This window comes from Pyxidicoccus fallax (genome assembly GCF_012933655.1).
Lineage (GTDB): Bacteria > Myxococcota > Myxococcia > Myxococcales > Myxococcaceae > Myxococcus > Myxococcus fallax.
The window spans coordinates 1-10,800 of record NZ_JABBJJ010000394.1 but is presented as its reverse complement, the minus strand read 5'-3'; the positions used below and the strand labels follow the sequence as shown (position 1 = coordinate 10,800).

The following is a 10,800-nucleotide window of genomic DNA, read 5'->3' as shown; positions in this document are numbered from 1 at the left end:
GGGCAGCGGGGGCGCCGGAGACGAGTCACAGCCCCAGAGGCTGGCGGCCGCGAGCGCCAGCAGGGCCAGTCGGGCGCGGGGACGGGGCAGGGGCGTCACGGCTCAGTTGCGCGGCCGGCAGACGCGGCCGGCGGCGGAGTCCTCGCAGCGCATGGAGCCAGGGCACTCCTTGTTCGTGGTGCAGGGCACGGTGCACGCGCTGTCCACGCAGACGCCGTCGGTCAGCCCCTGGTCGCGGCACATCGCGTCCGAGTTGCACGACGTGTTGAGGGCCCCCAGCGCGTAGCAGCCCTCGAAGCGCGCCGCGTCCGGCAGGCACCGGCCGCCCTGGCAGGTGAAGCCCGCGTCGCACGCGTTCCCACTGGAGTCCGAGTTACACGACTTCAAACACGCCGCGCCGCCCTCGGGCAGGTCCTGGCAGCTCGTGCCGCCCTGGCACTTCCAGTCGCCGTCACACGCGGCGCACTGCGCGCCCGGGCCCTCGCAGCGGAAGCCCTGGCACTGCAGGTCCGCGCCGCAGTGCGAGTCCTCGTAGCACTCGACGCACTTGTTGTTGTTGGGCGCGCACACCAGGCCGTCCGCGCAGCCCGTCACCGCTCAGCCGCGGTTGACGTGGTCCTCGTCCGCCTCGAGGTCGACCTTGAGTTCCTTCTGCTCCCCCGTCCCCACGCACGCCTCGGCCTGGACGAGCGGGAAGCCGATGGCGGACACCGCCACCGCGTAGCAGCCGTCCGGCAGCGGGCCCACCCGCAGGCGGCCCTTGTCGTCCAGCAGCAGCCGCTGCAGGGGCGTGCCCACCACGGACACCTGCGCGCCCGTCAGCTTCTCGCCGCCCTTGGCCTTCACCCGCATCTCGAAGAAGCCCGCGGCCCTCGGGGCCACGTCCTTCACTTCAATGGACTGCCCGCCCTGCACCGTCACGCCCACCCGCGTGGCCTTCGCGGCGGTGGCGATGATGAAGAGCTCCACCGGACCCGCGGGCACGTTCTCGAGGGCGAAGCGCCCCTCGGCGTCCACCTTGCTGATGACTCCCGGCTGGCCCACCAGGGACACCATCGCCACGGCGGAGTCGTACTCGGTGAGCTGGCCGCGCACGGTGCCCACCCGGAACGGGTCATTGCGCAGGTTGCCGCACGCCGCCATGCCCAGGGCGAGGAGCGCGGCCATCGCGATGTTGTGAAGAGTCGAGCGCATCAGAACCGATACCCCGCACCGGCCCAGCCACCGGTGAAGCCAACGGCCTGTCCCCGCCCATCCACCACCACGTACGTCAGCATGAGCTGGGCCTGTGACATCAGCTCCAGCCGCTCACCGACCCGCAGCACCACGCCACCCACCACGCCGGGGCTCAGAGTGAAGAAACTCTGGCCTCCCGCGAAGGCCTCCACGTCGAAAGACCGCCCCAGGTACAGACCGGCCACACGGGGGCCCGCGAAGAGGGTCAGCCGCTCCCACCGCCACAGGTAGGGCAGGGCCGCCCCGGCGGTGAAGGTGGTGTAGCTGAAGGGCACCTTGCTGCCCGGCGCGACGACGAGCGACTGCCGGCCGGTGCTGAAGCCCACGTCGAAGAGCAGCGCGAAGTCCGGCAGCGGCCGGTCCTCCAGCCGCAGGGACAGCGCCACCTCCGGCGCCCGGGGCAGCAGCTCGTCGCGGCTGCGCGCGTCCGCGAAGGTGAACATGCCGCCCAGCAGCGACAGCGAGCGCCGCGGGAAGGCCTCCATCAGGAGCCGCTCCAGGGGCAGCCGCTCCCCGTTGGCCACGTCCACCTCGCGGCGCACCAGCACCGCGTCGCCCTTGGTCAGCTCCACCGTGCGCTTGCCGGGCACCACCGCCGCGCCACCCGGCAGGTCCGTGCGCGGCTCGCCGTCCACCTTGAGGGTGAAGCCGTCCAGCCGGGGGTTGTAGGAGAACAGCTCCGGCCGGCCCGTCCGGGCGATGCTGCCCGACAGCACCACCGGGTCCGCGCCCACTTCCAGGATTTCCGCCGAGGGGCGCTGCCGCCCTTCCGTGAAGGCGAAGGTGCGCCGCCGGGCGTAGTCGTGTGCCTCGGTGGCGGTGACGGCGCCGTCCACGTTGCGGTCCGCCGCGCCGCCCAGCCCGTCGATGAGGAAGTGGGTGTAGATGTCGTTGCGCAGGCCCTCGTCCTCGCGCGCCGTCTCGCCCCAGTCACAGGCGGCGAGCACCACGGACGCGCGCGACGACTCCTCCAACGGCCGCGCGTAGAAGCCCGCCTTGATGCCGGCCAGCTCCGCCTCCAGTTCCTTGGGCAGGAGCGACTTGCCGCTGCCGCTGTGGCAGGTGGCCAGCACCAGCAGCCGCCGCCGGCTGGACAGCCCGTCGAACTCCGCCTTCAGCGCGTCCATGGACAGCGCCGTCTGGGGAATGGCGCGGAAGGACGCGTCGCGCGTGACGAGGTAGCGCCGCAGCTCGCCCTGGTTGTCGCGCGCCAGCGTGCCGTGCGCGGAGAAGTACACCACCACCACGTCGTCCGGCCGGTGCGCCTGCCGCTTGAGCTCCCGCAGCGCCGCGAGGATGGACGCGCGCGTGGTCTCCTCCGGGCGGGTGAGCACGCGCACGTGATCGAACCGGCCGCGCGCCGGGTCCTTCAGCGCGTCCGCCAGGTCCGTGGCGTCCTTGGTGGTGTAGCGCAGCCCGCGCCAGTGCGGGTCGTCGAACTCGGCGATGCCCACCAGCAGGGCCATGCGCCGCGGCGTGTACGCGCTGGACAGCGCCTCCTCGTCGAGCTTGAGCGGTACGAGTCCGCCCTTCTCCACGGAAGAGGGGCCCGCGCACGCGGCCAGGCCCGCCAGCAGGATGGGAAGGAGGTGCCTCACGGTCATGCGGTCAGCGGCGATTCTGACCGCTTCGGACGCTGACGTCGAACCGCGTCACCGCCAGCCGGCTGCGCTCCCGGGCCGCACTTCCACCCACCAACACTTCCCGCACCGTGTCGGGCGTGGGCTCCTGTCTGCCGGCCGAGCCGACGAGCCACAGCGTCACCGGCCCCGACTCGCCCTCCAGGCTGACGCCGGCCAGGCCCTGCGGCCCCTGCAGGTCATGCATGCCCGCCTCCAGCGGGAAGCGGCCGAGCAGCTCCGGCCCCTGGCCGGCCCGCTGCTGGAAGAGCAGGGCGGTGCCCGCCTCGGTGGCGTGGTAGCGCAAGAGCAGCACGTCCGACTCGGCCACCGCGGACTGCGGGTCCAACCGGCGCAGCTCGCCATTGGCGCCGCGCGCCACCACCGCCAGCTCCAGGTCGATGCTGCCGCCGGGGCCCTTGATGCCGTCCCACTCGGTGCCGGCCTGCACCGCCGGGTCCTCCGCGCGCATGCGGGGCACCACCACCACGGCCAGGAGGCACGCGGCGATGGCGCCCGCGGCCAGCCCCCAGCGCCGGATGTCCGGCCGGCTTCCCTTCATTCCCCGGCGCACGCGGGCGAAGCCCACCTCGTCCAGCGGGGCTTCCTTCGCCTTCTGGGCCACGGGGCCCGCCGCCAGCAGGGCCGCGTCCACCTGCCCGTCGAGCAGGTTGGGGCCCGCGTGCGTGGCGAGGAAGTCCTCGCAGGTGTCGCACGGGCGGGCCAGGTGCTCGCGGAAGTACGCCACCGCCTCCGGCTCCCGGCGGGCGAGGGCGCTCATCGCGTCGGCATCGAGGTGTCTCATCACGTCTCACTCCCACCGACCGGCGAGCACCCGCCGGAGCAGCTCGCGCTTGATGCGGGACCGGAACCGCTCCAGTCGCATCGTCACTGCGCTCTTTCCCACGCCGAGCTTCTCGGCAATCTCTCGCGCGGACAGCTCGCCCTCAATGTAGAAGAGCTGCACCGTCCGCTTCTCCTCGCCCTCGGGCAGCTCTGCGATGAGCCGCCGCACCACCTCGATGTCGCGCTCCAATTGGAGGGCCTCGGGGATGTGCGGAACCGTCTCCGGCTCCGGGTCCGCCACATCGTCCTCCAGCCGCCGCGTACTTGCTTTGCGCTCCAACCGCGTCCGTGCCCGGTTCCGGGCGATGGACAGGAGCCACGCCTCGAACGCCCCCGCCTCCTTCAGCCGCGGCAGCGCCTTGAAGGCCCGGACGAACGTCTCCTGGATGACATCCTCCACCTCGTCCGGGTCCAGCGGGGCGAACCCCGCCACCAGCCTCGCGACCATGGGACGCGTGCGCCGGTACAGCTCACTGTAGGCGGACGTTTCCCCCCGCGCCGCGCGCCGAACCCATTCGGTCAACCCCTCCGAGGAACCCACCTGACCTCCAGACCCGCGGAAATCCCCGCCGGCCACGCATCGCATCCAGGAATACCCGGCGATTGTGCCGGGAAGCAGCCGGACAGCCTCCTTCACGCTGGCCCCCGGGGGGGGACCAGGGGGAAGAATGCCGGCCCTGGCGTTCATTTTCCAAAGGACACTGCCATGCGCGTCATCAACTTCAACCCTGGTCCCGCTGGCCTCCCCCTTCCCGCCCTGGAACGGGCCCGGGACGAGCTGCTCGACTTCCAGGGCTCCGGCATGTCCGTCATGGAGCACAGCCACCGGGGCAAGGAGTACGAGGCGGTCCACGACGAGGCCATCTCGCTCCTGACGGAGCTGCTGGGCATTCCCGCTACCCACCAGGTCCTCTTCCTCACCGGGGGCGCCTCGCAGCAGTTCGCCCAGGTGCCGATGAACTTCCTCACCCCGGACACGGGCGCGGACTACCTGATGACGGGAGTGTGGAGCGAGAAGGCCTTCGAGGAGGCGAAGTACTACGGCAAGCCCCGCGTCGCGGCCACCACCGTCCAGCCGGACAAGCACTACACGCGCGTGCCGCGCCAGGACGAGCTGAAGCTCGACGCGAAGGCCGCCTACGTCCACCTCACCAGCAACAACACCATCTACGGGACGCAGTGGCACACCTTCCCGGACGTGGGCAACGTGCCGCTGGTGGCGGACATGAGCTCGGACTTCCTGTGGAAGCGCATCGACGTGAGCCGCTTCGGGCTCATCTACGCGGGCGCGCAGAAGAACCTGGGCCCGTCCGGCGTGACGCTGGTGGTGGCGGACAAGGCCTTCATCGCCCGGGGCCGCAAGGACATTCCCAAGTTCTTCCGCTACACCACCCACGCGGAGAACAACTCGCTCTACAACACGCCCCCCACCTTCGCCATCTACCTGGTGCGCAACGTGCTGGCGTGGATGAAGGGCCTGGGCGGCCTGGAGCAGATGGAGCGGCAGAACCGCGAGAAGGCCGCGCTGCTCTATGGCGCCATCGACCGCAACTCCGGCTTCTACCGCGCCCCCGTGGAGCGCGAGTCCCGTTCAGTGATGAACGTCGTCTTCCACCTGCCCTCGGAGGAGCTGAACGCCGCCTTCGTCGCCGAGGCGAAGAAGGCCGGCATGGTGGGCCTGAAGGGCCACCGCACCGCGGGCGGCATCCGCGTCTCCACGTACAACGCGGTGACGGTGGAGAATGTGCGCACCCTGGCCACCTTCATGGACCACTTCGTGAAGACGCGCGGCTAGGCTGCGTCCAACCCCACGGATTTTCCAACCGGAGGTTTCATGAAAGCCACGCTGTCCGCCGTCGCGCTGTCCCTGCTGCTCGCGGTGCCCGCCTTCGCCAAGGATGTCGCCGGCGTGAAGTACCCGGAGACCGCCACCGTCGAGGGCAAGGAGCTGAAGCTCAACGGGGTGGGCCTGCGCACCAAGCTCGTCTTCAAGGTCTACACGGCGGGGCTGTACGTGGAGAACCCGTCCCAGGACGGGGCGAAGCTCATCAACGCCGACGAAATCAAGCGCGTGCGCATGTACATGCTGCGCGACCTGGACAAGAAGACCATCACCGACGCCATCGGCGACGCCTTCAAGAAGAACGCGGGCTCGAAGATGGCGGAGCTCCAGCCCAAGCTGGACACGTTCAACTCGGCCGTCACCGACGTGAAGAAGGGTGACGAGCTCATCCTCACCTACGTCCCCGGCCAGGGCACCCGCGTGCAGAGCGCCAAGGGCGGCCAGCAGATCACCGTGGAGGGCAAGGACTTCGCGGACGCGCTCTTCTCCGTCTTCGTGGGGAAGAACCCCGTGGACGGCAGCCTGAAGGACGGGATGCTCGGCAAGAAGGACTGAGCGGGCCCCTTCACGGACGCATCGGTTCGCGCGTCCCTGGATTCCCAGGCGCCCCGTGTCTCCCTCGCGAGCCACGGGGCGTCGTCGTCTCGGGTGGGGCGCGGTGCGGCAATCCCCCGGCGGTTCAGTCGTATGGACGTGTGTCCCCGGCTGGACGGGGGTGGCAGGTCTGATAGCACCCGGTGGCAACGAAGGAGGACGTGATGGGTATCGGTATCTGCACGTGGCTGGTGCTCGGAGGGCTGGCGGGCTGGATTGCCAGCATGATCAAGGGCACCAATGCCCGCATGGGGTTGTTCGCCAACATCGCCACCGGCATCGTCGGGGCCCTGATTGGCGGGTGGATTGCCAGCCACCTGGGCGGCGCCCCGGTGACGGGCCTCAACCTCTACTCGCTGGCGGTGGCCACCGGAGGTGCCGTCCTGCTCATCACCGTCCTACAAGCCCTACGGAAGTAGGGCCGGCCCCGCGAGCCCTCAGAAGAGGCTGAGCTGCGGCGAGGGCGGCGGCTTGCGCTCCGGGCGCCGGAAGGTGTCCGGGGCGTCGGGCTCGGTGACGGACGAGGTGCGGATGCCGGCCTTGCGCGCCGCCGTGTGGAAGAGGCGGTGGATGGTCTCCGCGTAGAGCCCCTCGCCGCGCATGCGGCTCTTGAAGCGCGAGTCGGTGAGTTCCCCGCCGCGCGTCTCGCGGATGCGGTGCAGCACGCGCTCGGCGCGCAGGGGCAGCTTCGCGCGCAGGCGCTCCTCGAAGACCTCCTGCACGGGCCCCGGCAGGCGCACCAGGGTGTGATGGGCGCGGGTGGCGCCGGCCTCGCGCGCGGCGGCCAGCACCCGGTGGATGTCCTCGTCGTTGAGCCCGGGGATGATGGGCGAGACGGACACCGCCACGTCGATGCCGGCCTCGGTGAGCCGCCGTATGGCCAGCAGCCGCCGCTGCGGGGAGGCCGCGTACGGCTCCATGGCGCGCGCCAGCTCCGCGTTGTGGAAGGGCAGGCTGATGCTCACCCACAGCCGCGCATCCCGGGCCAGGCGCTGGAGCACGTCGATGTCCCGTTCAATCAGCACGCCCTTGGTGATGATGCCCACCGGGTTGCGGTACTCGGCGCACACCTCCAGGCAGGCGCGGGTGAGGCGCAGTGAGGCCTCCAGCGGCTGGTAGCAGTCGGTGACGCCGCTGAAGACGACCGTCTCTCCCTTCCACGAGGGCTTGTCGAAGGCCTCGCGCAGCAGCTCCGGGGCGCGCGGCTTCACCACCAGCTTCGTCTCGAAGTCCGTGCCCGCGCCCAGGTCCAGGTACTGGTGCGTGGGCCGGGCGTAGCAGTACGCGCAGGCGTGCAGGCAGCCGCGGTACGGGTTGACGCTCCAGGTGAAGCACACATCCGGGCTGTCGTTGCGCGACACCACCTGCCGGCTGTGGTCCTCCCACACCTCCAGCTTCGAGGGCGGAATCTCGTCCAGGTACTCCACCGCGGTGCTCGCCCAGGGGTTGGGCGGATTGTCGATGGGGCGCGCCTTCACACGCTCAGGGTGAAGCTGAAAGCGTGTTCAGTCAAGAGCCTGCCTGCCCGTCCGCCCAAGCGGGCCAGCGGGCAGTCAGGGGCATATCCACCACCCGGCGATGCGTTGAGGTGAACCGTGGGCGCATTGATGCCTGCCTTCCCAGTTTCCGTCCCAAAGAGCCCCCATGAACTCCCTGTCCGTTCCCCCGCAGCCGATGCCCTCCAGTCTCTCGGGCCAGAGTGCTCCCGAAGCACTCAAGGCAGCGGGCGAGACGGTGGGAGGCCTCGGCCAGCAGCTCCACCGGTTGGGGCATGGAGACCACGTCTGCCTCATCTACGAGACGTTCGAGGAGCAGATGGCCGCGCTGGTGCCCTTCTTCCAGGAGGGGCTGACCCGGGGCGAGTGCTGCGCGTACATCGTCGATGAGCGCGCCGTGGACGAGGTCGCCGCCGCGATGGCCGCCCAGGGCATCGACGTGGAGTCGGCGCGGGCGAGCGGGGCGCTGCGGTTCCTCACCAAGCGCGACGCGTACCTGCGCTCCGGCGAGTTCGACCCGGAGGCGATGATTGCCTTCCTGGGGCAGACGCAGGACGCGGCGCTCGCGGAGGGCTTCACCGGCCTGCGCGTCACCGGGGAGATGACGTGGGCGCTGGGGCCGGAGACGGGGTGTGAGCGGCTCATCGAGTACGAAGCCCTCATCAACCGCTTCTTCCCCGGCTCGCGCTCGCTGGCCATCTGCCAGTACAGCCGCGCGCGCTTCCCGGCGGACATCATCCGCGACACGTTGCGCACGCACCCGGTGGCGGTGGTGGGCAACGAGGTCCACGAGAACCTCTTCTACGAGTCGCCGGAGATGGTGCTGGGCACGGAGTCCGCCGCCACGCGCGTGGACTGGATGGTCTCCCAGCTCCAGCGGGTGCGCGGCGGCGAGCGCCGGCTGGTGGAGCTGGGCGAGCAGCTGGCGAACCAGGCCGCGGAGAACGCGCGCCTGTACCGCGAGGCACAGGAGGCGGTGCGCCTGCGCGACGAGTTCCTCTCCGTCGCCAGCCACGAGCTGAAGACGCCGCTCACCCCGCTGCAGCTCAAGCTGCAGGGCATCCAGCGCGAGGCCTCGCGCGCCCCGGGAGGCCAGGTGCCGGCCGGGCAGGTGGTGCGCGCCGTGGAGGGCGCGGAGCAGCAGGTCCGCAAGCTGGCCGGCCTGGTGAATGAGCTGCTGGACGTCGCCCGGCTGACAGAGGGCCGGCTGACGCTCGCGCCGGAGAAGGTGGACGCCTCGCAGCTGCTGGAGGAGGTGGCGGGGCGCTTCGCCCAGGAGGCCGCGAGGGCGGAGTGCGCGCTCGTGGTGGACGCGCCCGCCGGGGTGGTGGGGCAGTGGGACCGGCAGCGGCTGGAGCAGGTCGTCACGAATCTCCTGACCAATGCCCTGAAGTACGGCGCGGGCCGGCCCGTCTTCCTGACGGTACGGGCGGAGGGGAAGCGGGCGTGGCTGCGCGTGCGGGACGAGGGCATCGGCATCGCCCCGGAGAACCTGGGCCGCATCTTCGGCAAGTTCGAGCGCGCCGTGCCCGAGCGGCACTATGGCGGGCTCGGCCTGGGGCTCTACATCGCCCAGCAGCTCGCGCACGCCATGGGCGGGGAGATTCGCGTGGAGAGCCGCCTGGGCAAGGGCTCCGTCTTCACGGTGGAGCTGCCGCTGACGCCCTGCGCGCGGCAGGAAGTGGCCGAAAACAAGAAGGCCGGCGGTCCTGGCTTCAGGACCACCGGCCTTCAGTGTTGAGCGGCGGACGGGATTCGAACCCGCGACCCCGAGCTTGGGAAGCTCGTGCTCTACCAACTGAGCTACCACCGCGAGGCGAGACAGGCGCCAAAGTAGGGGGCGGCCCGTGCCTTGTCAACGGGAAGTGTCGGGCTACTCCCCCTCTTCGACGGTGAGCTGGTACGAGTCCTGGAAGTTGGACTCCCGGTTCCTCGCGTCACGCACCTCGAAGACGTAGATGCCGGGCTCGGCGCTGTAGCGGATGCCCTCGGGCTGGTCGCCCTTGGCGCGGTCGGCCGTCTGCACGAGCGTCAGCTTCCCGTCGGGCTGCACGCGGTGCAGGTACAGCCCCACGTCCACCTTGAGGATGCCCAGCAGGGTGGCGCGGATGGCCGTGCGCACCGGGCGGTCCGACAGGTCCAGCCGGTAGAAGTCCGTGTCCTTCACGGGGAACACCGTGCCGCGCACCGCCTTGCCCAACGTGAGCTCCTGCCCCCGGTCCGCGGTGTTGTTGGGCTCGCGCTCCTCGCCGCCGTTGTCCGGCACCGTGGTGATGGAGAGGCGGTAGGGCTGCTCCGCGTTCTCGAAGTCCTTCACCCACTTGCCTTCCACCTTGCGCGACGCGCCCTCCACGCGGAACCAGCAGCTGTCGTTGCACGCCACGTTGTTGAGGCGCTCGGGCTCCTTCACCGCGCCGTCGTTGGCGCGCAGGAGCACCGTCTCCTTCTCGCCGTCGCCCTGCGGGGGCTCCACCATGGACAGCACCAGGTCCAGCCGCTCCACGCCGGACAGCTCCACCTTCGCCAGCACCGGCTCGGACGTGCGCAGCACGAAGTGGTCCAGGTCGCCCTTGGGGGACAGGAAGCCCTCGCGGTAGCCGCCCGCCGTCAGCGGCGTGGCCTTGTGCAACTCGTCGTTGGGCTCCAGCTCCGCGCTGGCGCCGGCCGCCTCCTGCGCCACGGTGAGCGTGTACGGCATGGTGGAGCTGAAGGTGCGGCGGGCCTCCTTGCCCGTGCCCGTCCAGCTCGTCTTCACCACCACGTAGACGACGCGGTCGGTGGCGCGCACGCCGATGTTGCGCAGCGACAGCGCCTCGCCCTCCTTGCCCCGCAGGGTGAACAGCGGCGCCTCCGCCGCGGACAGCACGGACAGCTCCGGCCGCACGCCCTCCACCGCGGACAAATCAATCTTCAGCGCCACCGACGGCGGCTCGGGCGGCACCACCGTCCCGGCGTCCGCCACCTGCGTCGCGGCCTGGGCCGCCGCCTGGCCGGCCAGCTCCCCCGGACCGGGCTGCCCTTCCGCGGCCTGGGCCGGCGGACCCTCGCCCTCCGGAGCGGGCTGGCCTTCCGGGGCCTGGGCTGGCGGCTCCTCGCCACCCGGGGCGGGCGGAGGAGGCTCTCCTCCCGCGAAGGTGCCTTGAGGCTGTCTCTTATACTCATGGGG

The 10,800-nt window shown here is 70.9% G+C and carries 10 protein-coding genes, 1 tRNA gene and 1 pseudogene; 4 read left to right on the top strand and 8 right to left on the bottom strand.

All coding sequences use genetic code 11. The features are described from left to right. Window positions 1-102: 102 nt before the first annotated feature. From HG543_RS55965 to HG543_RS46215, 5 genes are read right to left on the bottom strand one after another with little or no spacing between them, the layout of a single operon-like run. Window positions 103-594, bottom strand: a complete 492-nt coding sequence (locus tag HG543_RS55965; protein ID WP_246357783.1) for a hypothetical protein — start codon at window positions 592-594, stop codon at window positions 103-105. A 3-nt stretch (window positions 595-597) separates the two neighbouring features. Further along, complete coding sequence (locus HG543_RS55960) at window positions 598-1,194, bottom strand: collagen binding domain-containing protein (RefSeq protein ID WP_246357782.1); 597 nt, start codon at window positions 1,192-1,194, stop codon at window positions 598-600. Then, window positions 1,194-2,834: a caspase family protein gene (locus HG543_RS46225; RefSeq protein WP_169351361.1), complete on the bottom strand. Its 1,641-nt coding sequence runs from the start codon at window positions 2,832-2,834 to the stop codon at window positions 1,194-1,196. Before HG543_RS46225 ends, HG543_RS55960 begins: the two co-directional genes overlap by 1 nt. Before the next feature lie 10 nt (window positions 2,835-2,844). Further along, window positions 2,845-3,660 (bottom strand): hypothetical protein, encoded by an 816-nt coding sequence (locus tag HG543_RS46220; RefSeq protein ID WP_169351359.1) that lies wholly within the window; start codon window positions 3,658-3,660, stop codon window positions 2,845-2,847. A gap of 6 nt (window positions 3,661-3,666) precedes the next feature. Continuing rightward, window positions 3,667-4,242, bottom strand: a complete 576-nt coding sequence (locus HG543_RS46215) for a sigma-70 family RNA polymerase sigma factor (RefSeq protein WP_171818412.1) — start codon at window positions 4,240-4,242, stop codon at window positions 3,667-3,669. Window positions 4,243-4,407: 165 nt separating this feature from the next. Between HG543_RS46215 and serC the strand changes: the two genes are divergently transcribed. From serC to HG543_RS46200, 3 genes are all read left to right on the top strand, one after another. Continuing rightward, window positions 4,408-5,496 carry a 3-phosphoserine/phosphohydroxythreonine transaminase gene (gene serC / locus HG543_RS46210; RefSeq protein ID WP_169351357.1) on the top strand — a complete coding sequence of 363 codons (1,089 nt, stop codon included), beginning with the start codon at window positions 4,408-4,410 and terminating at the stop codon, window positions 5,494-5,496. Window positions 5,497-5,535: 39 nt separating this feature from the next. After that, on the top strand, window positions 5,536-6,099 hold the full coding sequence (locus tag HG543_RS46205; RefSeq protein WP_169351356.1) for a chalcone isomerase family protein: 564 nt from the start codon (window positions 5,536-5,538) through the stop codon (window positions 6,097-6,099). Between the two features lie 203 nt (window positions 6,100-6,302). Next, window positions 6,303-6,557 (top strand): GlsB/YeaQ/YmgE family stress response membrane protein, encoded by a 255-nt coding sequence (locus HG543_RS46200; protein ID WP_211194620.1) that lies wholly within the window; start codon window positions 6,303-6,305, stop codon window positions 6,555-6,557. Window positions 6,558-6,575: 18 nt separating this feature from the next. On the opposite strand, the gene HG543_RS46195 is transcribed toward HG543_RS46200, so the two are convergent. Continuing rightward, window positions 6,576-7,616, bottom strand: coding sequence for a PA0069 family radical SAM protein (locus tag HG543_RS46195; protein ID WP_169351355.1), 1,041 nt, complete (start codon window positions 7,614-7,616; stop codon window positions 6,576-6,578). 166 nt (window positions 7,617-7,782) lie between these two features. Between HG543_RS46195 and HG543_RS46190 the strand changes: the two genes are divergently transcribed. Then, window positions 7,783-9,375, top strand: a complete 1,593-nt coding sequence (locus tag HG543_RS46190; protein WP_169351354.1) for an MEDS domain-containing protein — start codon at window positions 7,783-7,785, stop codon at window positions 9,373-9,375. Here the strand turns inward: HG543_RS46190 and HG543_RS46185 are convergent. Both HG543_RS46185 and HG543_RS46180 read right to left on the bottom strand, forming a co-directional pair. Beyond that, window positions 9,375-9,447 (bottom strand) — tRNA-Gly (locus HG543_RS46185). The two genes, HG543_RS46190 and HG543_RS46185, sit on opposite strands and share 1 nt — an antisense overlap. Before the next feature lie 60 nt (window positions 9,448-9,507). Further along, a pseudogene (locus HG543_RS46180) lies at window positions 9,508-10,800 on the bottom strand (ABC transporter substrate-binding protein); the annotation flags it as partial.

Excerpts from the sequence above, each read along its gene's own strand:
- HG543_RS55960 (WP_246357782.1), bottom strand. The coding sequence starts at position 1,194 with ATGCGCTCGACTCTTCACAACATCGCGATGGCCGCGCTCCTCGCCCTG.
- HG543_RS46220 (WP_169351359.1), bottom strand. The coding sequence starts at position 3,660 with ATGAGACACCTCGATGCCGACGCGATGAGCGCCCTCGCCCGCCGGGAG.
- serC (WP_169351357.1), top strand. The coding sequence starts at position 4,408 with ATGCGCGTCATCAACTTCAACCCTGGTCCCGCTGGCCTCCCCCTTCCC.
- HG543_RS46205 (WP_169351356.1), top strand. The coding sequence starts at position 5,536 with ATGAAAGCCACGCTGTCCGCCGTCGCGCTGTCCCTGCTGCTCGCGGTG.
- HG543_RS46200 (WP_211194620.1), top strand. The coding sequence starts at position 6,303 with ATGGGTATCGGTATCTGCACGTGGCTGGTGCTCGGAGGGCTGGCGGGC.
- HG543_RS46190 (WP_169351354.1), top strand. The coding sequence starts at position 7,783 with ATGAACTCCCTGTCCGTTCCCCCGCAGCCGATGCCCTCCAGTCTCTCG.